The organism is Beduini sp. (genome assembly GCF_047239305.1).
Lineage (GTDB): Bacteria > Bacillota_I > Bacilli_A > Erysipelotrichales > Coprobacillaceae > Beduini.
Genome location: NZ_JBKTEM010000004.1, coordinates 76,637 through 101,935 on the forward strand (window position 1 = coordinate 76,637; position 25,299 = coordinate 101,935).

At 35.4% G+C, this 25,299-nt stretch carries 21 protein-coding genes; 4 read left to right on the forward strand and 17 right to left on the reverse strand.

Going from position 1 to position 25,299, the window contains the following annotated elements; genetic code table 11:
* Positions 1-175 precede the first annotated feature (175 nt).
* The 11 genes from ACLRVU_RS08655 to ACLRVU_RS08705 form a co-directional block, all read right to left on the reverse strand.
* Entirely contained in the window at positions 176-880 is a 705-nt protein-coding gene (locus tag ACLRVU_RS08655; RefSeq protein WP_412891567.1) for a phosphoribosyltransferase, read from the reverse strand.
* Positions 881-904: 24 nt separating this feature from the next.
* Positions 905-2,770, reverse strand: coding sequence for an aryl-sulfate sulfotransferase (locus ACLRVU_RS08660; protein ID WP_412891568.1), 1,866 nt, complete (start codon positions 2,768-2,770; stop codon positions 905-907).
* Between the two features lie 19 nt (positions 2,771-2,789).
* The gene (locus tag ACLRVU_RS08665; RefSeq protein WP_412891569.1) at positions 2,790-4,646 is read right to left on the reverse strand and encodes an aryl-sulfate sulfotransferase; all 1,857 of its coding nucleotides are present in this window, start codon (positions 4,644-4,646) and stop codon (positions 2,790-2,792) included.
* Positions 4,647-4,661: 15 nt separating this feature from the next.
* Positions 4,662-4,973: a thioredoxin gene (gene trxA, locus ACLRVU_RS08670; protein WP_412891570.1), complete on the reverse strand. Its 312-nt coding sequence runs from the start codon at positions 4,971-4,973 to the stop codon at positions 4,662-4,664.
* Positions 4,974-4,987: 14 nt separating this feature from the next.
* The gene (locus ACLRVU_RS08675) at positions 4,988-5,902 is read right to left on the reverse strand and encodes an NAD(P)/FAD-dependent oxidoreductase (protein ID WP_412891571.1); all 915 of its coding nucleotides are present in this window, start codon (positions 5,900-5,902) and stop codon (positions 4,988-4,990) included.
* Positions 5,903-6,002: 100 nt separating this feature from the next.
* Complete coding sequence (locus tag ACLRVU_RS08680) at positions 6,003-7,478, reverse strand: citrate transporter (protein WP_147551951.1); 1,476 nt, start codon at positions 7,476-7,478, stop codon at positions 6,003-6,005.
* Between the two features lie 171 nt (positions 7,479-7,649).
* A complete protein-coding gene (locus ACLRVU_RS08685; protein WP_147551949.1) occupies positions 7,650-8,954 on the reverse strand; it encodes an AraC family transcriptional regulator in 1,305 nt (434 codons plus the stop codon).
* A 302-nt stretch (positions 8,955-9,256) separates the two neighbouring features.
* The gene (locus tag ACLRVU_RS08690; RefSeq protein ID WP_147551947.1) at positions 9,257-9,769 is read right to left on the reverse strand and encodes a putative immunity protein; all 513 of its coding nucleotides are present in this window, start codon (positions 9,767-9,769) and stop codon (positions 9,257-9,259) included.
* A gap of 71 nt (positions 9,770-9,840) precedes the next feature.
* Complete coding sequence (locus ACLRVU_RS08695) at positions 9,841-10,281, reverse strand: hypothetical protein (protein ID WP_147551945.1); 441 nt, start codon at positions 10,279-10,281, stop codon at positions 9,841-9,843.
* A 348-nt stretch (positions 10,282-10,629) separates the two neighbouring features.
* Positions 10,630-11,352, reverse strand: a complete 723-nt coding sequence (locus ACLRVU_RS08700; protein WP_412096583.1) for a MerR family transcriptional regulator — start codon at positions 11,350-11,352, stop codon at positions 10,630-10,632.
* A gap of 349 nt (positions 11,353-11,701) precedes the next feature.
* On the reverse strand, positions 11,702-12,553 hold the full coding sequence (locus tag ACLRVU_RS08705; protein WP_147551941.1) for a tyrosine-type recombinase/integrase: 852 nt from the start codon (positions 12,551-12,553) through the stop codon (positions 11,702-11,704).
* 301 nt (positions 12,554-12,854) lie between these two features.
* On the opposite strand from ACLRVU_RS08705, the gene ACLRVU_RS08710 reads away from it, so the two are divergent.
* The 4 genes from ACLRVU_RS08710 (at position 12,855) to ACLRVU_RS08725 (ending at position 16,081) form a co-directional block, all read left to right on the forward strand.
* Positions 12,855-13,466: a helix-turn-helix domain-containing protein gene (locus ACLRVU_RS08710; protein ID WP_147551938.1), complete on the forward strand. Its 612-nt coding sequence runs from the start codon at positions 12,855-12,857 to the stop codon at positions 13,464-13,466.
* Positions 13,467-13,600: 134 nt separating this feature from the next.
* Entirely contained in the window at positions 13,601-14,509 is a 909-nt protein-coding gene (locus ACLRVU_RS08715; RefSeq protein ID WP_147551936.1) for an ABC transporter ATP-binding protein, read from the forward strand.
* Entirely contained in the window at positions 14,502-15,251 is a 750-nt protein-coding gene (locus ACLRVU_RS08720) for an ABC transporter permease (protein ID WP_147551934.1), read from the forward strand. The genes ACLRVU_RS08715 and ACLRVU_RS08720 overlap by 8 nt, the downstream gene beginning before the upstream one ends.
* Positions 15,248-16,081 (forward strand): undecaprenyl-diphosphate phosphatase, encoded by an 834-nt coding sequence (locus ACLRVU_RS08725; RefSeq protein ID WP_147551932.1) that lies wholly within the window; start codon positions 15,248-15,250, stop codon positions 16,079-16,081. The genes ACLRVU_RS08720 and ACLRVU_RS08725 overlap by 4 nt, the downstream gene beginning before the upstream one ends.
* 276 nt (positions 16,082-16,357) lie before the next feature.
* Here ACLRVU_RS08725 and ACLRVU_RS08730 read toward each other — a convergent pair whose 3' ends face one another.
* The 6 genes from ACLRVU_RS08730 to ACLRVU_RS08755 form a co-directional block, all read right to left on the reverse strand.
* Positions 16,358-17,146, reverse strand: coding sequence for an HAD family hydrolase (locus ACLRVU_RS08730; protein ID WP_147551929.1), 789 nt, complete (start codon positions 17,144-17,146; stop codon positions 16,358-16,360).
* A gap of 320 nt (positions 17,147-17,466) precedes the next feature.
* Positions 17,467-18,504, reverse strand: a complete 1,038-nt coding sequence (locus ACLRVU_RS08735; RefSeq protein ID WP_147551927.1) for a serine hydrolase domain-containing protein — start codon at positions 18,502-18,504, stop codon at positions 17,467-17,469.
* Positions 18,504-20,840 (reverse strand): excinuclease ABC subunit UvrA, encoded by a 2,337-nt coding sequence (locus ACLRVU_RS08740; RefSeq protein WP_147551925.1) that lies wholly within the window; start codon positions 20,838-20,840, stop codon positions 18,504-18,506. The genes ACLRVU_RS08735 and ACLRVU_RS08740 overlap by 1 nt, the downstream gene beginning before the upstream one ends.
* A gap of 47 nt (positions 20,841-20,887) precedes the next feature.
* Entirely contained in the window at positions 20,888-21,820 is a 933-nt protein-coding gene (locus ACLRVU_RS08745) for an AraC family transcriptional regulator (protein WP_147551923.1), read from the reverse strand.
* A gap of 123 nt (positions 21,821-21,943) precedes the next feature.
* A complete protein-coding gene (locus ACLRVU_RS08750) occupies positions 21,944-24,670 on the reverse strand; it encodes a GGDEF domain-containing protein (protein ID WP_147551920.1) in 2,727 nt (908 codons plus the stop codon).
* 291 nt (positions 24,671-24,961) lie between these two features.
* The gene (locus ACLRVU_RS08755; RefSeq protein ID WP_147551918.1) at positions 24,962-25,297 is read right to left on the reverse strand and encodes a PH domain-containing protein; all 336 of its coding nucleotides are present in this window, start codon (positions 25,295-25,297) and stop codon (positions 24,962-24,964) included.
* Between the last annotated feature and the right edge of the window lie 2 nt (positions 25,298-25,299).

A 25,299-nucleotide genomic window follows, 5' to 3' on the forward strand; every position in this document is an offset into this window, starting at 1 on the left:
CCCCTTCATTCAACATAAATTCACTCATTTTGGCAATTTATTAGATACTATTCTAACAATAGAAAATTTTGAAATAGCTTTCTGCTTTAATCCTATTATTTTACCTTTATCAGATTATGACAGCTAATAACTTTTACTAAACAAAAACGAATGTTCAATAGAACATTCGCATTTATTAAAGCATTTGATAACCATAAGAATTAACGACTGCATCTAATGATTTGCCAGCCTCGCAGTCAGGGCAGTGATGAGGATCTGATAATTTGAAATTAGGCAGATCTTCATGAGTGAAAACACCATACACCGGATAATCATCAACCTGATCGACATTAGCAAAGATTACAGAAAGTCCGGTCACTTTACCACCATAAGCTAGGATCGTTCCGATAGCTTTAGAAATGGTACGCCCGCTCATCGCTGTCGCTAACACCACTAATACATTTTTACCTTTAATCATCGGTTTAATATTATTACGAACCACCATCTGTCCGGTATTATCAAACTCCGGCGTGATGACATAAAAGCTTTTATGCTTATTATTTGAAGGGAACCCTCCATCACTTAATTCTTCTGCTAAATAAGCACCAATCACTTCACAGCCGTCCATACAGATAATGGTATCTACAGGAGTACGGTTAGCGCCGATTTCCGCCATTGCTTCTAAATTAATTCCCATTACATTTCCAGGCAGCTTTACCTTTTTGACATATTTTTCTGCCATCACTTTTGCAACTAATTTAGCTTCTGACTGTCTCATCTTTAATGAAGACATATCAATATAGTAGTTGACGTGAAAGCGATCGCTGGAGAAATGCCCCGGAGTAACTCTCAGCACCAGCTGGTCATTTGATTTTGCCGGAATCTTGATTTGTTCTTTCATTGATTGGACTCCTTTCTTTACCTTCTAGCAAGTAATTTTAATGCCTGTTTCGTATTTTTTGTCATCGACAATAACACGTACATCATAAGTTCCATTTAATCCGGCTTTATTAACTGAACAGCTGATCTTTCTGGCATCTTTTTCTATAAAGGTTCCACAGCATAATGCCGCAAACGGTGTCTTTGCTGTAGAAATGAAATAACCATGCTGTTCATCATTTTGTTCCAGCATCAGCATAACCAGCTGACCGGATTCAAATGTTGCTTTGAAAGTGAAGCGATCATCTTCCTCTTCAATTGCTGCCTCATAAATATGACTTAATTCTTCATTGCATGAATCCATAGGGATTAATGTATCTGATTCTTTGGTAACCCCCATCTGTCCTAGACGGACACCTTGTCCTAAAGGCAGATTATCCTGATCATGATATAATCCTAATTTTTCCGCACGATAGAAGTTTCCTTTAACTTCCAGTTCGAGCATCACTTCATCGTCCAATACTTCAACGGTAATTGAGCGTGTTTTAACCATTGGATCATCCTGCATCAATGCTGCAAACTGTTCAGAGGCATCATCACCGTAGTACTGGATACCTCCGGAATGGATCATATAATGTCCTTCTTTATAGTATTCTACATTACAAATATACTGAGAGAAGAACTCCTGTCCTCTTTCTTTACCGTATTGCCAAACCTGCTGAATCGTCATATCATCCGTATTAATCTTATAACGCACCCCACGAGAAAAGTTATCTTTGTTTAAGATGCGCTTATCCGGATTTTTAGAACGGAAATGTCCGTTGTCAAAGCACATTACATCACCATTAGGCGTAATCACATTGGCATGCTGTTCATACTGCCAATCAAATTCACCATCACTAATTGGTTTAAAGAAATAAGGCAGATATTCTTTTGGCCACATTTCCGGATCCCCAATGATCCAATTCAGTTTACCTGAATTAAAATCAATATTGCACATACTGTCAATATGACGTCCTGAGAATGTCAGTGAGTCTGTTTTTTCATCATACCATACTGCATTGTTATGGAACCAGTCTTCTTCTGTCCAGCTTCCGCTTTTTGCCACTTTCGTCGGATCTAAGAAATCCTTGTAATCCCAAGTCTTTAAGATTTCCCCGCTGCTGCGGTCAACTAATACACACATGTCTTCTACAGTGTCACTGGTTAAATCTTCTGTTAAGATTAACAGATTGCCATTAGCCAATTCAAAATGATCATGATGATATCCACCAGGAATGGTGTATTCTTTAATGATTTTTCCGACCATGCTCATTTCATAAATTCCTGACATATAGTAAGGAAGCTTTAATAAACGATGTGTTCCAATCAAGATATTGCCATTTGCTGCACGTTTGATATCGAATACAGTTGGGATATTTAAATGCCAACGCACATCTCCGGCATAATCAAAGCCAGTGGCAAGATCTGTCAAGGCAGGAGATACAAAGATCAGTTCATCTCTTAAATAATGATAAGTAGTCTTCATATGCACTAGTTCTGGTACATCATTTGATAAAGGTTCAGTTTGAATATGAACGGTATGCTTTTTACCGCGGTATAATTCAATTTCAACTGTATTATCATATCCTCCATATAAACCTAGAACAGGTAAGATATGTGTTTTTGCTTTAGGGAACGTATGCATCATAGTTCCCTCTTTTTCTTTGCCTAATACTCGAATAGTAACAGCGGTTTCTTCCTCTGTTTTAAAACAGATTACAGCTGCTAAGGGATTAATAAAGTAAGGATTTAATTTAACTAGTGGATGATCGAATGTAAATGAACCTGCTTCTAATTCATCTAACATTGCTTTTTCTGCTTCAGTCTGACGATCCACTAAGCTTTTTATAAATGTATATTCAATTGCCATTGCTTAACCTGCTTTCTACTTAACATTCAATTTTAATGCCAGTTTCATATTTTTTATCATTGATAATAACACGTATATCATAAGTTCCGCTTAGTCCTGCTTTATTGATTCCGATACGAGTATTGCGGTCATCAGAATCTAAGAATGATCCACAGCACATAGCTTTAGCGGGCTGAGAAGTCGTGGAAATATAGTAGCGATGTACTTCATCCCCATTTTCCAACATCAGCATTACAAGATCCCCCTTCATAAAGCGACTAAAGAAAGTGAATTTATCCATTTCATCTTCAACTCTTGCATTGCAGTCTTCTGGCAGCATTTCACCCGTTGCCTCTGCAGGGATTTCTGTATCAAACTCTAAAGTGACTCCCATTGAACCGAGGATCTGTCCTTCTCCTAATTCAAGGTTGTTTCCTTGTGTATATAGTTTTACCTTTTCAGCACGATAGAAGTTACTGTTTGTTTTTAATTCAAACATTTTCACGTTATGAACAACTTCAACCGTAATGGCTTCCTGACGACCACCTGTTTGTACGGCGTAAGCTCCCAATGCTTCGGAAGGCTGTCCGTCTTGATCATAAGCAATCCCACCGGAATGGACTAAATAATGTCCTTCATTATAATATTCGACATTACAGATATAAGGTGAGAAGAATTCAGCACCACGGTCTTTTCCATACTGCCAAACCTGTTCAATCGTCATATCTTCGGTATTGATTTTATAGCGAACCCCTCTTGAATAATTATTGTGGGCAAGAACTTTTTTAGCTTCGACCTTAGTAGAGTTATGATGATTATCAAAGCACATCACATCACCGTTAGGCGTAATTAAATTAGCATGCTGTTCATATTGCCATTCAAAGTTATTTCCCACAGGTTTAAAGAAATATTTCTGCATATGTTCAGGCCATGTTTCAGGATCCCCAATGATCCAGTTTAATTCACCGGAATCAAAATCAATGTTCACCATCGAATCAATATGACGACCTGAGAATGTTAAAGAGTTTGTATTTTCATCATACCATACTGCATTGTTATGGAACCAGTCTTCATCTGTATAAGATAAGCCTTGTCCTTCTCCCGGGGTTAAGAATTTTTTATAATCCCAAGTCTTTAAGATTTCACCAGTCTGACGATCCAGCAAGACACACATATCTTCTACAGTTTCACTTCTTAAATCTTCGGTTAAACATAAGATATTGCCGTCCGGCATTTCAAATTCATCATGATGATAGGCTCCTGGCACACGGTATTCTTTATAGATTTTCCCTACCATGCTCATTTCATATAGCCCTGACATATAGTAAGGCAATTTAATTAAACGGTCTGTCCCGATCAATAGATTCCCATTTTTCAAACGTTTCGCATCAAATACACATAAAGCTGTTAAATGGAAACGAATATCTCCAGCAAAATCTACCCCGATTGATTTTTCTGATCCTGCCGGTGTCAACAGCATGATATTATCTTGGAAGTATTCCGGCGTAGTTTCAATATATTCCACAACGCTTTGATCGCAGACATCCCCTAATTCAATCTGAATTGACGTTGTTTTTCCACGATAAGGTGTAATTTCTACAGTATTATTATAATTTGCATAAAGTCCTAACACTGGCAGGATATGTGTTCTTGCTTTAGGGAAAGTATGCACAATATCCGCTGCTTTCGTTTTTCCTTTTACACGAATTGTCACTGCTGTTTCTTCTTTAGTTTTAAATAAAACGACAGCTGACAATGGATTTATTAGATATGCATTCACTTTTACCAATGGATTTTCAACAGTGTAATCGCCACTTTCAAATTCAGCCAGCATTTTTTCTTCAGCTTCTTTTTGTAATGGAATCCAATGTTCTATTCTTTTATATTCTACGCTCATTTCATTTTCTCCTTCTTATGCATTTTCCTCAATCATTTTAATAATGGCAGGTTTTTGCTGTAACCCTTGCATACGTTTTACTTCCGCTCCATCTTTCAGCAAAATTAAAGTCGGATATCCCTTCACTTCATATTTCTCAGTTAGATCACTGTTTTTGTCAAAGTCTACTTTTAGAATTTTAACTTTTTCTCCTACTGCCTTTTCAACATCATTTAATACAAATGCCAGCATCTTACATGGTCCGCAAGTTGTTGAGAAAAAATCAACCAATACTAATCCACTCTCTGCTAATTCATTGAATTCTGCACTTTCTACCTCTTTTAACATCTTGTTTCCTCCTTTTATTTTACATATCTTGATACTTCTTGAGCAGCAATCGCACCATCTGCACAAGCTGTAATAACCTGTCTTAAATTCTTTGTGATACAATCTCCGGCTCCATAGATTCCGGGAACTTTAGTTTCCATTTTATCATTAACTTCAATATAGCCATAATCATTTAAGATTCCCAAATCTTTAACGAAAGCCGTTACCGGTGACAGTCCGATATATTCAAATACGCCATCGCAGTACACTGTTTTTTCTTCTTCAGTCTGAGTTGATTTAAAATGGACACCTTCTAACTGACGATCACCGACAAATTCCAATACATCCTGATAAGGATAAACCGTCACATTATCCAACGCTCTTAATTTATCACAGGCAATCGGATCTGCGGTTAGATCAAACATTGTTACAATCGTCAATGATTTAACCATGCCAGCTAAATAGATAGATTCTTCCACTGCTGAATTTCCACCGCCGATAACAACAACATCTTTATCGCGATAATAGGCTCCGTCACAGATTGCACAGAAACTGATGCCGTTACCAACAAACTGATCCTCTTTTGGAATATTTAATCGTCTTGGTGTTGTTCCTGTTGCAACGATAATTGCTTTAGTACAAATAATTTTTTCACTATCTTCTTCAATATAGATTTTTTTTATATCTTCTTCATTCTCGATCTTGGTTACCGTTCCGTAATCAAACTCGACATTCAACTCCTGAGTGTGGGTAAACATCTGCATCGCAAGCTCTGCACCATTAATAGTCCCCATCCCGGTATAATTTTGAATTTCGTTTGTATTGATGATTTGCCCCCCTGGCGCTAGTTTATCTAACATCAATACCTTTAAATCTGCTCGAGCTCCATAAATCGCGGCTGTCATGCCCGCTGGTCCGGCTCCAATAATCACTAAATCGTAAGTATTCATCCTATATACCTCCTATTCTTTTATTTTACTCCTTAACCCCTAAATAAGTAATAGATATTTTAAGTTTTCTGAAATCTATTCCACCTAATATTTTTACTTTCTAAAATAACAGATTGATAAATGGGATACCGACAATAATAATGATCACAAATTCAATCACCACAAAGACTGTTGAATATTTATAAACATCCCCCGAAGACAAATATTCTTTGTTTCCAAACATCATCGCAGCAAATGGCGATGCGGCTGGTGTACAAGCTGCTGAGAGCAGTACAGTAAAGATTAATAAAGTAATGATCGGTGCCGGATTAACGCCTGCATTTACACAATAAGTCAGGGCGACTGGCTGTAAGATCATTCCAATAACCAGAGAGTTACAGATATTCGTTAAGATAATTGCCATTAATAATAAGACAATTGTAAACATCATACCTGACATTCCTGAAAAGATTGGCGAAAGAACGGCATTCAAGAAGGCGGTGATTCCTGTTGCTTCATTTGTCAGAACACTTCCCAACAAGATAGCGGAAGTACAAAGAAAGAACGTTGCCCAAGCAAAATCTTTTCCCATCACTTCATTTAATTTTAATACCGGTCCATCATCAAATTCTAACAGAGTTAAAATACACGTCAGCACTAAGGGCATAACCAGTGAATTCTTGTTAAGGAAGCTTAAAATTGGTACATTTGGCAATAAACTTGGCACTAACATAATAAAGATGAAGACACACAAGAAAATACCATAAACCTTTTGAGCCATAGACATTGGCGGCAATGGATTTTTTTCCAGCATTTCAATACTGATTTTCTTTAGCGGGGATACGTCCGGTCTAAAGATAAATTTAATAATCAATACTGTTGCCACAATAAGCAATAATCCTAATGTAAAGCAGCCAATAAAGTAGCTGGCATCTGAAACTAGGACTCCTTCCATCCCCATTAAAGTTGGGAAGTTATTTAGTAATCCACGATAGTTCCCTAATAATGCCAATCCGTTTGACATATAAGGCGGAACCGGGAAACCAATTAATGCAGCAATAACAATACCGATAATCATTAATTTTGGATAAGTATCTTTCTTCTTAAAGCCAACTTCTTCAAAAATCCCATACAATACCGGCCAAAATAAGAAGATCGGTGCAAATGCACCAATAAATACTGACATGACATAAGTCCCTAACAGCATGACAAAGGTAAATACCCAAGGTCTTCCTTCAATCATTTTTCTGGTGGTAATCCATCTGGCAATATAGACAGTTAAACGTCGATTCGTTAATCCCCCCATAAAAATCATTAAGAAAAGCAGCTGAACTACAGTCGGATTCCCAAAACAAGACATCAATACATTGTTTGAAGTGGAAAAACTCGTAAACGTTAACATGAAGATGCTCGCTAAACTTGCCACCGTCGGATCTATTGTTGACCACAGATAGATCGTTCCGATGAATACCCCCATTACCTGTAACCCGACCTCTGTTACATTTGGCAAGACACCCAAAGGAATGAAACGAAATGCGATCATAATCGCCATTCCGATCAAGAAATGGATGTACGAATTTTTGATTTTCTTTTTCATACAACTTACCTCTCACTATAATTTTCCGTATGCTTGTTAAAAAATTATCATACTTAACACGGATAATTATACAAAAAATGTAAGCGCTTGGTAATAGCGGTAACTTAGATTTAAAATTTATTAGAAACTAAAAAAAGGAAAGTCATTTTAAAAATCACTCTCCTTATCAATTCATTTTAATTGTCTGCCTATTGCATCCAATGCAATCTGAATATTAAGTCCCCCAATTGTTTTTTCAATATCTACTTTTAACGTTAAAGCCTCCTGATAATCATATAAGCGATCAATATAAAAACAGATCTTCCATTTTTTCAATTCATTAATTCCATTCTGTAATGACTGTAGTCTTAAAGCCTGAAACAAAAGCTCTTTTTGACCATCATCTTTTAAATAACGAAACGGAAAAATGATTTTAAGATGCGCATCGATAGTTTTAATTAACTGTGTCAGTAAATCTAAAAATTTATATACCTGATAATCTTCGTCAATATCTTCTCCCATATCCAAGTAAGGATTTAAAACAATATCGATTCCTTTCATATTAATGTTGTTTGCTTTCGCAACCGCTAAATATTTATATAACTTGTAAATCGTATTATCACGGTGCTTATCAATATGATATCTCTTAATAAAGTCCTGCAGCACTTTTTCTTCACCTGTTTCTTGATAGTGATCTTCAATCCGAGCTGTTCTTTCTTTCCATTTAATAGGGGATACTTCAAAATACTTTTTAAACAGACCATAGAAAGATTTCATGTTCAAGATGCCTACACTGGCAGCAATTTCTACCATTGATAACTGATCGTCAATAAGTTGATCTAAAATATGAATCAGTTTGCGATAAGACAGAAAGGTTTTAAATCCTTCACCGCCTATTTTCTTCATAAACTGTGAAAAATAAGCCCGATTCATATAGAATTCCTGAAGAATATCTTCTACCTCAATCTTTTTATCCATATGCTTCATGATGTATTCAACAATACTGTAGTAGCGTAACTGCAGTTCATAGGTAGGATATTCTTCTTGATTTTTAGTATGAGAGATAAGCTGATAGGAAAGAAACAGCAGATGAACTAAACTGTTTTCATTCAATCTTCTTTCTTTTTCATCTCCTTGATCATAATAGAGTTTGATCAAAAGATCGACGACAATCGCATTCAAACGCTCTTTAAGCGGTCGTTCAATCTCATGAATCTCATCGTTATTTAAAAATTCTACATATTCAATCTTTTCAAAGATATCCTTAAACTCAGATAAGCATACTTTTACCGACAATATCTTTGCTCCATCAGATTCAATGCTATGTACGATAAAGCGATTAATAAAGGTAAACTGACCTTCATGGAGCGTAAGATGACGCTGAACTTTATGAATTGTCAGACTACCTTCCAGCACTAAAATAATTTCCAAATCCTCCTGATGATAATGCGCCTTTGATGAATATACTTCCATCATTTTAACGTCAATTCTTTTCATCTCACCACTCCCCGCTATCTATTGATTATCGCATATGTTTTTCTTTTTTTAAAGAGAGGGTTACATAAATTTCTTATTTATTTAAACACAATCATGTTTTTACTTTTTAAATAATCTAACCACCTATGATCTCAACTTCTGATGAATTAATAAAAATGAAGTTCTTAAAGATATCTGAAAACTCCTTTTTTATATAAGTATTTAATTTCCTTTTTATTGTACTTTCATAACAGCACAATCACTCTTCAATTTTGATTTCAGACCGTTATTGACGCTTATTTAGATAATACTGACTTAGCTAATTATATTTGTTTATTGTGTTCATTAACTGCTTCACTCTTACAATTATTATTCAAAAGATTGATCACCTTTACTGCATAGTCAGATGATACAATAGCATGACCTCTCATATATCCGGTTACTATTGCTTGTGCATAAACTCTTGATGCCGATTTACTGATTTCATTTATCAAATTTTTGGCAAGTGTATTCGCTAAAAATCCTGCTTTTCTTAATTCAAATACACTTATTTTACTATCTATTCTCTTTGATAAAATATCACTTGTCTTTAAAATTACGGCATTTTTTGATTCTTCATCTCCAATATCTATATAAGAAATGAATCTATCCGCATTTTTTCTTGCCCAGATAGCGAGCTCTCTTTGGGTTAATCTTCCCAAAATCTGCTCTAATTCAATTCTTTTATCCATATCATCCATAACTTTTATTTTATATGGAGATGGAACTGTTATTCTATCTTCAATATATAATTGCCTTTCATGCTCATTCCATGCATATTCTTCTGGCTCCGTCATATCCCCCTATAATGCCTTTCCATATAATCCTAACGACTTTCAACTGCTCACTCTATATGCAGATTTTTAATTTATTTCATTTTATTATTTATTAAAAAAGCTCTCAATTCATTTTCATCCTTAAAAATTTTATCAAAGATCAGGTATAAAGAATCTGTAACATCATGCTCTCCAATCGCATAACATTTTTTGCCCAAACCATAGGCAATCCCCGCTTCAATATGCGCTGACTTTCCTGCCGGAAGCACTAATAAAAAATTGTCTGAATGTTTCTCTCCCTCTAAGTCAGCTTCAAATAATAGCCTAATACGAGGATCATCTAATTTCATTGATTCAAATGTTTCCGCAAGATCAGCATCATTTAGATTTAAACCGGCTTTTTCATGAGAAGCTTCATTTTTTAAAAAGCAGTAGTGTAAAATATTTAATTCCTCAAAAATATTGCATATTTTTAGGATTCTTTCTTTATTTCTTGCCCTTCCAGCAATATAAAACTGATAGTTCTTATTCATAGTCCTCTCATCTCCTATTTGGCTATACTTGATGGTTACTTTTAGAATCACCATAATGCATTATTGACCAAGTCCTCTGCTAAACCATAAAATATACGGATCTTTTAATTATTCTTTCACGACTTATTTTATCATGCTTTACTTCATATAAAAAGACTTATCAACGCTTCATTGATAAGCCCCAGTCTTAATAATTTTATACCTCCCGTTATCACAAGGGATGATCTATTATAAACAGCTTCAGTAATGCGTATTTTGAGATGTTTATTGTTTTCTGAGCTTCAATCCTCATCAATATCCTCCTGCTATCTAATTTCTTTTATAGCTATCTCAATTTATACATTCTTTTTATTCATCTTTAAATGTTTCAGCAAGCCAATTTTTCTGATGACAGTACGGACACTCTAAATACTTTCCCTTTTTCCCATTATTTAAAGTCACTATATCCTTAAAGAAACTTATCGTGAACTTTTTATTACAATTAGGACACACATAAGCATTTTGTGCTGAATGAAAAAAGATTAGTGCAAATAACAGCAAAACATTAACTCCTATAATAAGATGCATCAAGATACCACCTGATAAAGATCCTACGATACAGCTTAAAAATAAGATCATCACATAAAAGGTGAGCAATAGATACGTTATTCTTTCTATTTTCTTATGATGTTTTTTTCTTATAATCAGCTGCTCCAACTCCTCTTCGCTAGCTAAAGAAATTGTCTTATTAACTGTAATCTCTTCCAAAGCTACCGACAGTCTTTCTTTTAATTCAGTTAGATTTTTTATTTGATAGTCAATGGTGCTTTGATGTTCTGCCAATATATTCCTAAGCATTTTATATTGATCATCAGAATTTAAAATAATCTTTATCTCTTTTAACGGCAGTTCTAATTTTCTATAAAGACAGACTAATTTAAACTTTTTTAAATCTTCGTCTGTATAAAGTCGCCTCCCACCTTCACTTATTTGAGAAGGTTTCACAATATTTTCCAAATCATAGTATTGTACTGTTCTTTTTGTAACCCCACATAATTCAGCTAGCCTGCCAGTAGTATAATAGTTTTCCATCATCATATCCTCCTGTTATTTTCAATACAATTTTATGGTATTACGCTACGTGACCAGCAAGATATTTCAACCTTTTTTAATTAAAAGAGTCACTGATTTTGTATTATAAAATGACAGCTCCTCCAATGACCAAAATCCACACCTCTGTTTTATTAACAGCAAAAATTTTTCAATGATATATACAATAACTTATTCTGCTTCCAAAATATGAGTTACCACCCATTTTTTGGACGCCCATAAAAAGCAAAAGCTGACGATTGTTCCAGCTATACCATTGAAATGGTCCTCTTACCTATCATCTAATTAAATCAGGGCTTATCTTTTTAGGTACACGCCGATTTATTCAAATCTAACAAAGCAAGTCCACTAAATCCATTTTTGATAATGACTTTTGATATTCTTTGCCGCTTGTCAAAGTATAAATGCGAGTAGTTTCAATGTTGGAATGTCCCAGTATATCTGCCAATCTTACGACATCCTTCTGCATTCTGTAATAAGTTAAAGCGAATAAGTGACGTAAATTATGAGGATAGACTTTTTTTCCATCCACTTTAGCGTCTCCGCATAGTTTTTTCATCGCTACCCAAATATTAGAACGATCCATCGGATTTCCTCTTTTAGTTACAAATATCGGACCACTTAAAATCTTTTCTTGCTTACAGTAAAGAATCAAGATCTTTCTTAACTTATCGGGAATAAAAATAACTCGTGTTTTCCCTTTATTATGGACTATTGATTTCCCCTCTTTTAGACTTTCAACCGTGATATATTGATGTTCAGATACACGTATGCCTGTACCGCAGATTGTTTGCAGCAGCATATAAAGACGCTCGTTTTCTTTTCGCAAAGCGGCTTCCAACAGTCTTTTATATTCCTCTTTTGAAAGTTCTTCTTCACAGATCACATTTCTTTGCAGCTTATGCAACTTTAATTTAAAACTGCTCAGATTCATAAACTCTAAAAGTCCGTTAATCGCAACCAGCATACTATTAATACTTGATATTTTATATTTCTTATCCGCAAGACTTTGCTTATAAGCCACTAAAATCTCTTTAGTAATTATTTTATCTTCGGGAAGATATTCATAAAAAGCTCTGATATCTCGCATATACTTATTAATTGTTGAGATACTTCGTTCTTCCTCATATAAAAAATCTTTATACTTTTTTATGGTTTTCATACTTAATTTAGCTCGTTTCATTTCGCACTTCTCCTTTTTGATTCATTGTGTTATAAACTATCATAGCACGTTGAATTTATACAGCATACTAATAATCAGGAGATAATCTAAAAATAAAATGTTTTTTTATAGACTTGATATGATTTTATCCACTTCACATATTTAAGGTTCTAAACTTAGGATATTTCTTATTTAATATACGAATTAATATTTTTATACTGCCTAGATTAAGAAACAATAAAATGATTGAAACAGGCTTTTAGTTGTTTGAATGAGTTGAATAGATTATACTGTTAATTAGATAATCATAGGAGGAAACAGTATGGATTTTAGTGCGAAACTGCAGCAATTAAGAAAACAAAAACAAATGACGCAAGAACAGCTGGCTGAGCGTCTTTATGTAACACGTACCGCCGTTTCTAAATGGGAGAGTGGCAAAGGATACCCCAATATTGAATCCTTAAAAAGCATTTCTAAATTGTTTTCCGTTTCTATTGATGAATTATTATCAGGAGAAGAACTGATTGTCTTAGCTGAAAATGAGAATGGTAAAAACATCAGCAGCTTATTGAATCTGATCTATGGGGTTTTAGATCTACTCTGTTTACTTTTTATCTATTTGCCGTTATATGGGCAAAAGGAAGCGGATTTTATACGTGCGGTTTCTTTGCTTGTTTATCAGGATACCACCCCAGTCATTCGTACCCTCTATTTTATCCTTTTGATATCACTTTTTATATTTGGAATCATTGAACTTCTTATGCGTTACTATAATAATGATAAAAGCCTGAAAAAAATCAAAATAATATCGATCTTTGTTCATGGAATGGCAGTTATTTTCTTTGCAATCAGCTTGCAGCCATATGTCAACGTTATGCTGTTTATGCTTTTTATTATTAAAATATACATTTTAATAAAATCTAAAAACAATTGATATAATCAACAAAATTTATGCTCTGACACGATACGTGTCGGAGTTTTTTTATGATGTGACAATTCGTTTCTTGAGGTTTAAAGGGAATAGCCAAATAATAGACATGCAAACCCTATTGCAGAAAGGAAATCATTATGACAAACGTTATTGAAACTTATCAGTTAAGCAAATCATATCAGCATACAATAGTCATTGATCATGCAAACCTTCATGTTCCTACAGGTAAGATTTATGGCTTGCTGGGAAGAAATGGAGCCGGAAAAACAACATTAATGAAGATGCTGCTTCAATTAGTAAAACCGACCGGCGGACATTTCAATTTATTTAATGAGAGACCAAAGGAGGAACATTATCATCGAATCGGATCTTTAATTGAATCTCCGGGATTTTATGATAATCTAACCGCTTATGAAAATTTACACTTGCTTCAATGCTATCAAGGCAAACAGGAGGATCAAAGAATTTATGAAGCATTAAAAACCGTTAATCTTCATCATGAAACAAAGAAAGTATTTTCAGACTATTCCTTAGGAATGAAACAGCGTTTAGGAATAGCCGCCGCTATTGCACATCAACCGCAGATGCTTATTTTAGATGAACCAACTAATGGATTAGATCCCATCGGCATCTCACAAATGCGCTCTCTATTAGTAAAATTGTGTCATGAAAATAAAATGACCATTTTAATAGCTAGTCATATTCTTAGCGAAATAGAACATATAGCCGATGTTATCGGAGTGCTTCATCAAGGGCGCTTAGTTGAAGAGATGACAATCGATGAACTAAAACAAAAACAACGTAGTTATTTATCTATTCATGTAAATGATCCCGAGCAATCACTCAACTGTCTCCTTCAATACGCCCCTACCCTACAATATGTATTAGATGGGCAATGGATCAAGCTTTATGACTGCAAACAACAAAGTGATGTCTATAATCAGTTATTGATAGAAAATCATATTGCGGTTCAGGAGCTGCGAATTGAAAAGGAAGCTCTGGAAAACTACTTCTCAGATCTGATAGGAGGAAAAGACATTGGTTAGGTTTATATATTGTGAATGGTTAAAATTGAAACGTTCAAAGATTGTTTTATTTAGTGCTGTCAGTGTATGTGCAACACCTTTCATGCTGTTTGTTGAAGCATTGCAGACACATTTTGAACATCCGGAGCTGCGATTTACTTTAGCGGATATTTACAGCAACGGCTTACTGTATGAGATGCTATTAATTAATATGATGGTCTATGTCGCCATCACGGCATATCTATTCAGTCGGGAATATACAGAACGAACATTAAAAACGATTCTTCCGGCTCCAATCTCACGCTCTTCCTTTTTAACGAGCAAATTTTTGATTCAGTTAATTTGGATCATGATATTGATGTTAATCACTTGGGCTGGAATCTTTCTTTTATCCGGATTATACCATCTGATGATTGGCATAGAAGGCTTTCAAATATCCGTTGCTTTTACATGGCTTATTAAAATGCTGCTAGGTGGTATCCTGATGTTTATAACGTTGAGTCCGTTTGCTTATCTTTCTTTAAAAAGCAAAGGTATTGTCGTTCCTATCATCTTTTCTGCCGTCATTATAATGGGGAGTGCCGCTCTAGCTAATCAAGATATAGGTGTATTATACCCATGGACAGCAACCTATTTTCTTATGGTGGGAAAAACTTTATCTACCGGCTATCCTATTTGGCTAAGCAGTAGCATAATTATTTTAATTGCCATGATTGGCTTTATTAGCACATATACTTATTTTAAGAAGGAGGATTTAAAATGATAACTAATTTAATCGAAGTCCTTAAAGTCATTATACTGGGAATCGTCGAAGGTATCACAGAATGGCTGCCGATCAGCAGTACCGGCCATATGCTTTTAGTAGACCAGTTTATTACTTTAAATGTCAGCGATCATTATAAGGAAATGTTTTTTATTGTGATCCAGCTTGGAGCTGTCCTTGCTGTTGTTGTATTGTTTTATAAAAAAATGATCCCTTTTCAATTTAGTGATAAGCATTCACCGATGATTAAAACCGATATTCTGTCACTATGGATGAAAGTTGTGGTAGCCTGCATTCCCGGGGCAGCTATAACCCTTTTATTTGATGACTACATCGAGGCACATTTTCATACACCGGCAGTCATTGCCTGTGCCTTAATTTTTTACGGAATCGCATTTATCTTTATCGAAAGCTGGAATAAAAAACGTACGCCTGTTGTCCATGAGCTAACAGATATTACGTATACAACCGCTTTTATGATAGGACTGTTTCAAGTCCTATCCATTATTCCGGGAACATCACGTTCCGGCTCTACGATCGTTGGCGGATTATTAATCGGTGTTTCAAGAGTTGCAGTCGCCGAGTTTACTTTCTTTTTAGCTGTACCGGTCATGTTTGGACTGAGCTTTATCAAAATGATGAAATTTGGCTTTATCTTTACAACCGCCGAACTGACATTGCTGATTATTGGAATGGTTGTCGCTTTTGTAGTGTCATTGATCGTTATTCGCTTCTTAATGAACTATATTAAAAAACACGATTTCAAGGTTTTTGGCTGGTACCGCATTATCTTAGGAATCACTGTTTTACTTTATTTCACATTTCTATAATTCACGAGGATTGAACATATCGTTCAATCCTTATTGTTTTTATTGCTTGCTTTTTCTTGAAGTATCATAAAACTAAATATATAATAGTACCAATTAAGGAGAGAAACGATCGAACAGCTAAAAAGCAACTATGATAGACTATATGGAATACCACAATAAAGAAAGAAGCAATATCAAAAGAAAAAGGATTGAGTCCATATAAATATAGACAACAGTCCTTTCAACAATTCACTTAAAATGAACATATTCAACTTTTTATAGGGACACTACTTCTCTCTAATCCAACTCAATATTATTTTCGATCCAATAGGCAACCCCATCTTCATTGTTGCTTTTTGTCACACTGCTCGCTAAAGTCTTTAATTCACCAATCGCATTTTCCATAGCTATGGCATTAGGACATAATCTAAACATTTCCAAATCGTTTTCATCATCACCAAACACAACAACTTCATCGATATCAATATCCCATAGCTGACATAAATATTCAATCGCGTGAGCTTTTGATACTTCCTTATGTAAAATACGACATAAAAGCGTTCCTTCAATGCGATGGGCATACATGTAATCCGGCAGAATATCTCTCAGCTTCTGCATGTCTTCTTCTTTTTTAAGATCAAGAACGATTCTCTCAATCATCTTGTTTGGCAGATGTTTTAAATCACAGACTACATAATTCTTTTCATGAGGATCAACTTCCCAAACATTATGATTTGCATAGACTTCCTCATTCATTTCAATCGTAATCCTGCTGTCGGCAAACTGCGTTAACAGTGCATCGATAAATAAATCAAAATCAGCTTTGTTTAATCCTTTATGATACATGATTCTATCCTGTTCATCGTAAATCATCGCCCCATTAAGACATGCCAGCAGATCATGAGGAATCCGCTCTACCAAGTTCATTCTTTTTAATACTCTTAATGCCCGTGCTGTTGCCGGAACGAATTTTATTCCCCGTTCTCTTGCCTTCGTAATGATCCGATACGTGTAGTCACTGATGCTTTTTTGATCATTCAGCAATGTTGCATCAAGATCTGTAATGATTAATTTTATTGGCTTCATTTACCCTATCCCCTTCTTCTAATACAAATTATCTCTTACTAAAGAAGTAATCCTTTAATTGAAGATAGACTAATATTATCGTATATCATTCATTAATACTAGTGCTAAAGCCTTCATTTCAATATTAGAAAAAATCATTGCATTAATCTACGTCATGTATTCCTTTGGTTTCAAATACTAAACATCCATATTCTCCTACCTTCAAACATAAAGGCTCAGAAGCTTTAAAATTTATATTGTTATTTATATATGAAAAACAATTATTTTCATAGAATAACTCGCTAAAATAAGCTATCCTCAGTTAAGAGAATAGCTTTTCCTTACAAAACAGATGGCAATATATAATCGACAATGAGATCCCAACGATCATGCGCCTTGCGCATATTTGCCGACGTGATGGCTACCACTATTTCTTTTTGAGGAATACAGCAGATCATATTTCCGCCATCCCCTAACGCCATATAAGCATAAAGCTTTTCTGACTTATAAATGCACCATAGATAACCATAATGGGTAAAAGAAACCTTGATTTCTTTTTCCAAAGGGATACCTGTGGTCGATGCCTTAATCCATTCTTTAGATACAATTTGTTTTTGATTATACATCCCATCGTTAAGATAAAGGGAGCCGAATCTTGCCAAGTCACGGGTTGTCAGCTTAAGACCCCAGCCACCGGTAGAGTAACCCATGGGATCTTTTGCCCAGCCCTTTAACTGCTTGCCAAACAAACCTTCATAATCAAATGTCTGATCAGGATTATCAGCGACTTCCTTGATGCCAAGCGGTTTAAATAAATAAGTATTCGCAAATTCTCTGGCACTTATCCCTGTTGCTTTTGTGAGGATGACTGATAAAAGATGAGCACTGCAATTGGCATATTTAAATGAACCGATATTGCCGTTTTTACCTAATAAATCAAGAGAAAATTTAATCCAGTCTTTTCGTCTGACCATTTTCTCCATAGGCTCCTGCATCGGTTTAAAAAGATAAGGCGCTCTCATCGTCAGTAAATGTCGAATCGTAATCGACTTTTTCACTACTTCTGAAGGATGACAGACATAATCAGGGAAGAAGTCCAGTACTTTTTGATCCAAACTCTTTATGTACCCCTGATCGACAGCAATACCGATTAAGGCTGAAAGAATACTTTTAGTAACTGAGGCAATATGACAAGTATCTTCTTTTTGATAACCGTTATAATAACGTTCAAAAACTGTTTTATTTGATCTTATCACAATAATTCCGTTTAAATTTTTATACAGAACCGGTATGACTTTGTCCATTTCCACTAGCTTTTCTTCCTGTATGCCACCCACGATTGGATCGACTTTTTCAAAAGATAAGACAGGAGGTTTCATTACAAATACCTCCCTGTCAGTGAATTTTGATCTTTCTTCATTTCTTCCGGGGTTCCCTCGGCAATCATATATCCGCCTTCACTGCCACCGCAAGGTCCCAATTCAATCAGATAGTCACAAATCTTTAACACATCCGTATCATGTTCAACCACAATAACCGAATTCCCTTTTTCTACCAACTGATCTAAGAGTTCAATCAATTTTGCGATATCATACTGACTAAGCCCTGTTGTGGGTTCATCAAGAATATACAGGATATTTCCTTTTCTTTTTCTGCCGATCTCCTTTGCCAGTTTGATTCGCTGCGATTCCCCGCCGCTTAATGTCGGTGTAGGCTGCCCTAATTGAATATAGCCCATTCCAATCTGCTGCAAAATCTTTAAAGGACTGAGTATGGCAGGCTGATCACAAAAGAATTCAGCAGCTTCATCAATACTCATCTCTAATACTTCGGCTATCGTCTTTCCTTTATAATGGATCGCTAAAGTATCCTGATTAAATCGTTTCCCCTGACACTTCGGACAGGTTTTATTAATGCTGAGATGTTCTCCCAGCCATATTTTTTCATAACCGCTGCCTTCACATTCTTCACAGGCACCTTTTGAATTGAATGAAAAGAAGCTTTCCTGCATGCCTTGATTAATAGCTTCCTTTTGATTTGCATACAAAGATCTGATTTTATCCCAAATACCAATGTAAGAAGCAGGGTTAGAATTACTGTTGCGACCAATCGGAGCTTGTGATATTTCCGCATAACCGGCAATCACGTTCATTCCTTTTAACCCCTCAGCCTCTGTCTTTACTGTTGTATCTGCCCTCTTACTTTCTTGAGAGGCATATTTAAAATGAGTTCGCAGTAGTGGCAGCAGTGTATCAGAGATTAATGAACTTTTCCCACTTCCGGATTTTCCGGCTATTCCCACCAGTGCATGCAGAGGAATTTTGACCGTAATATTCTTAAGATTATTCGTTTTAGCGTTAAAAATAGTAAGAAAAGGATGCTGATCAAGAAGCGGTTTAAACTTTCTTATCGGCATTGTCTTTTCACCGGATAAATAACTTCCGGTAATTGAGGAAGGTGATTTCAATAAGCCCTCAACATCTCCCTGATAAACAATCTGTCCACCTAAATGTCCAGCAAAGGGACCGATATCAATGATATGATCAGCTTGCCGAATCGTATTTTTATCATGTTCGACAACAATCACTGTATTGCCAATTTCCTTTAGCTGCCGGATCGAAGCAATAATATCTTCCTTTTCAGAAGCGTGCAGCCCTGCTGTCGGTTCATCTAAAACATAAATCAGTGAATCCATTTTTGTATCTAAATGAGCATTCAAAAATAATCTCTGCAGTTCACCGCCACTTAAAGTCGACATTTCCCGATACAATGTCAGATAACCTAACTTAGCATTCATTAAGTGCTTTAATTTATTAAGGATATCTTGAACTAAATTGCTTCCAAGCGGACTGTACGCTTCTGTTTTAAGTGTCTCTAAAAGAAAATGATAAAGGTCACAGATAAGCATCGTGCATAGTTCACCAATGTGCTTTCCATGAATAAAAACACTCCTTGCTTCCTCGCCAACACGATAACCATGACATTCTTGGCATAACTGCATCGCATAAAAATCTTGAACGGCTTCTCCTTTACGCTGACGATTTTCAAAGGCTTTGGTTAAACAATAACTATTTTTTCCCTGTTCAAAACGCCCATAAATGACTTCATCTTTTACTTCATTGGGCAGTGAAACAAAAGGCATATTAAAATAATCATGAAAGCGTTTCTTTAAAATATTCATATAGCCCGGAGTCACTTTTGATTTAATAAAGATGTCCTTTAGTGTCATCTGGTCATCGCTGACAAGCTGATCGATATTAATTTCATAGTTTGCTCCTTTCCCAGAACAGTGCAGACACATTCCGCTGGCAGAGTTATAGGAAAAAAAGCTAGGACCAAAATGTTCATCCGCATCGTAATCCTCACTGTTTACTTTCCCTTCGCTGGAATATAAGAGTGTCAGCATATGCAGAATTCCTGTGCGTGTTCCAATGGTGGAGCGTGGATTGCTTTGACGAATCGTATTTTGATGAACGGCAATTGTAGGTCCGATTCCTTCAATTGAATCAAATTTATAAGATTCTTCCAAATTAGTCAGCATGCCTAAAGACTGCAAATATTGCTTGCGTCCTTCCTCAAAGATAATATCAAAGACTAAGCTGGATTTACCAGAACCACTGACTCCTGTTGCTGCGATTAATTTGTTTTTAGGCAAGGTTACATCCATATTCTTCAAATTATGAAGTCGAGCTCCCCTGATCTTTATTTCTTTCATGTCATCACCTCATCATTAAATTCAGAATTTAATCAGAGATGGAAAAGTTATTTAGAAGAAACGATAGGTTCTACCGGCAGATAAATATCGACTAAGTGCATATTATTTGGATCAGCTGTATGGTCATTCATATACATTTCAAACGGACAGCTGTCACTGGGGACATAGCCACTTGTTGTCAGCCATTCTTCATAAATATAATCCCAAATCGCACTATAAAGATGCTGTTCAATATAAAAATGTCCTACAAGATATTGCCCGGCTGGTAATTCCATCACTCCAAGTCCACTGTTTTCGTCCACCTTAGCCTCCTTAGCGAGCGTTATCGCAATGCTGGTCTTGAAAGAATCCGGTTCAGTAAATTCAGGGTGATCATGATAGATGGATAGTACTCTTGTTTTTTCGTCCAACAGATTCTGTTTTTGTGCAGCGACAAATAATTGCTTTAATAAAACGGAAAACTGATTAGCCAATTCACCGTAATTTCCGGTAAAACGGACATAAGCTACTCGCATTTTTTCAATATTCAAGATTTCTACCTGTCCCTCTATCTTTTCTTTAAGCTTATTCTTTTCCATATCTGATACACTTTGATTGTATCTGGAAATATTATATTGGTCTTTGCAATTCTTGCGGTAATGTTTACGATAGTCAGTAGGACTGATCTTATACATCTGCTTAAAGCTTCTTGAAAAAACGGCAGAGTCGGTAAAACCCAAATGATAAGCAATATCTGTAATGCTCATATCATCACGCTGACCTAAAAGTAAAGCTGACTTTTCCAGTTTAAAGCGATGCACATACTGTGACAGGGATTCATGTGTCATCGCTTTAAAAATACGATGAAAATGATATTTAGAGAATCCCGCAATCTGTGCAAGTTCTTCAAGGGTAAATGACTCAAAAGCATGTGCTTCGATATAATCCTGAATTTTATTAATGCGATGCTGATATTCACTTTTACTTTTATTGTGTTCCATACAGTTTCTCCTTTATATAGATATTGACCTGTTTTTATTATACTTGATCCATTTTAATAGCTCAACGAGAGTGTCTCATAACAAATAAAACTGCCTGTTATTAAGCAGGCAGCCTAGTAAATTCTAATTACTCGTATTTAAATATTTCCATTCATATTGCTCCATCGGAATCGGTTTACTGAAAAGAAATCCCTGTACCGTTTTCACTCCGCACGCTTTCAAAACTTCAAACTGTGCTTCGTTTTCTACCCCTTCCGCAATCAAATGAATACCTCTTTTATTGCATACTCCGACCATTGCTTCAACGATAGATTGTGCATAAGCGTTGGAAACAATATCTTTCACAAAACCTTGGTCAATCTTTAAGATATCAAACTGAGCCGTAGCGAGTAAAGCAAGATTTGAACTTTCTGCTCCAAAATCATCGACGGAGACTAAAAATCCTGCCTCTCGAATTTGATTAATACGATCTGTCAAACTTTTACAGTTCGTCGAACATGTACTTTCAGTAATCTCCACTTCTAAATATTTTTTAGAGATTCCGTATTTTTTTATGATCGCTTCCAGCTTTTCTAATAAATGGTCTTCCATAAAAGTACTGCGTGAAAAATTACTGGAAATCGGAAACAGCTTTTTGCCTTGCTGCTGCCATTTTTGGAGTTGGGCGCAGACAGTTTCAAAAACATAGAAATCAATCTTGCTAATCTGATAAGTGTTTTCCAAAACCTGAATGAAGCGATCCGGTGGCTGAATCATGCCGTCATCATCAATATAGCGTACCAATGCTTCTGCTCCAACCAACGCATGAGTACCGACATCAAGCTTAGCCTGTAAGTAAACCTGAAATTGCTTGTTTATGATTTTTTCTTTTAACAGCTCCGGATCAGATAAATAATCTAACACATCATTTTGGTGGCGATAGCGCCCGGTCTCCAAATGACGATGATAAAATTCTCTTTTGTCTGTATACATGAATTCATCTGCCTGATTGATAATAGATTGAATAGAATGACAATCCTGTTCCCATTTATAGCCTATAGCGGCATTACATTTTTCCATAGCTAAATTATTTTTTAATCTATAAAGAATTTCTTTAAATTCCTCTTCTTTTATGCCTAAGCAGATGACGATGAATTCATCCCCGCCGATTCTATAAAAAGAACCTGTGATAACACTTTTTTGAATAATTTCGGCACATTTCTTCAATAAAGCATCGCCCGCATCATGACCAAACTGATCATTGACTTCCTTTAGTCCATTGACATCTAAATAAATCACCCCTACAGATTGCTTGTTTTCATTTAAGCGACCAAGATCCAAAATATAGCGGTTACGATTATAAAAAGAAGTCAACGTATCCACATAGCTTAAATGATAAAGTGCTTTTTCATCTTCTTCCCTACGCATTGCCAGCATAATATAATAGCGTAATGTTTCTAAAAAGTTCACTGCATTTTCAATCGATTCCTGTGATGGATTATCCAAACCAATGCAGCCGCTTAACAATCCATCTCGTTCTAACGGAACCATAATCACACTTTGAATTCCCTGCTGAGCAAGAAATTCATACTCATACGTCATCTCTTTAATATCTTCTAAATCAGAAACAACTATATTCTGCTGATGATCAAACATGTTCATCCATATTTCGAATTCTGATTTCGGCAAATACTGTAAATTATCGATCTGTGGTTCTATATCCTCACGACACCATTCCGCAATATTAGTGAGATGGTCTTCATAAAACTTGAAAATATAAGCACGCTCCGCTAAAAACAGCTCTCCTATTTGTTTTAAAACATGATCCGCAGCATTTAACATATCCTGATTGCGATATAACTCCCTAATACATTCTACTAAAACATTATCTCTTTCTAAACGCTTCTTTAATTCATTTTTTTCATTTTCCGCATCTGTAATATCAAAAGCAATTTCCATTCTTGCTTTACGCCCTTCCCATTCCATCAAACGATCTTTTAATAAATAATGACGCTTTGTAATCAGATTCGTATGTTCCCAAGTATAGGTTTCATCCTTTTTCAATTGTTCACTTGTACAAAAAGGACATGGTGCATCTAATCCCTGCAAAGCCTGATAACACTTTAAATGTGCATCATCCGTAATATGAAATGTCTTTTTTCCCATCTCATTGGCAAATAAAAGTTCATGTGTTTCGATATCGGATACATAAAGCAATTCTGTTATCTCATTCATGGGTGCCAGTAATTCTTGAAAACGCTGATTTAACTGTTCACTCTTTTTTCGGTTTTCATCTTCTGCTTTATTGAGCTCTATACGGCGTTTTTCTTGAAAAAAGGCATAGACTGTACACAAGATAGCTATTAATGTAAAGATTCCACTCATATATAATAATAAAATACGGGCATCATGAACGGCATCTTCCGTATAAATTTCTGCCGCTAGGACTGTCTCATTAGCCAAATCAAAAAAGTCCTCACTTAAATCAAATAACCTGTCCCGTGAAACCTCTTGATTACGGTAAGCAATAATCTCGCTCTTAATTTCCTCCCATTCTATACACATTTGTGAAAGTAAAAACTGATATTCCTCTCCATCAAGTTTAATCAATGCCAATTCTGTACTGCCCTCACAAAGTCCATTTAAAATAGTATCGATGTCTGTAATTAAACGATCATCGGGATTATGATTGAGTTCTTTTTTGATCAGTCTTTGAGTGGCTCCACGAACGATTCCGGTATAATTGATAATACGTGCATTACCTTGAAGATTATTGATAGAACGAATTGAAAATACTCCGGTCAATAATAAAGCCACACATAAAATAACAGGCACAACTGCAACCCGCAGATTTGAAAATTTCTTATTCACCAAAATCACTCTCCTATTGCTGATAATCCCTCGATCTTCTAAAAATGATCCTATTTAAATACATTATAACATTTTTCTTACCTAATTTATGCTTTAGTTTCTAAATAATTGAATTTCTGGAAATCACTATGAATAAAAAGAGAGGCGCTCTGACCTATCTTCAATCCGTTAGACCTTTGGTCTAATTTTTTTTGAGTACTTCATTCAACTGTAAATAATAAAAGATAATAGTTTATAAAAATAAAAAGTTATGCTTTTAATGCACAACTTTTCATCAACCCTTCTATAAATTTATTTAAGATGAGTGGAAATGATCTCCATAATCTTATTTCGTTTCATCACCGAAATTTTATAAATCTCCCCATTAAAGGCAGTTATTTTTATTCCCGTCTTGATAAAGAAATTGATTGAAAATGGCGCCAACGATTCAATATCTCGATATTCTATATCATAGGCAGCAGATTTTTTAAAAGGACCCCATGTACGAAAAGCAATCCTCTGATTAGTAAAATAGAATTTACCGGAGATTTGTTTTTTATAAGGCATCTGTGGTGTTTTCCATGTATCCCCCTTCTTTTCTTCAATAATTGTTTCATTTGTTCTTAAATCTAATTCTTCTGTTTTCATAT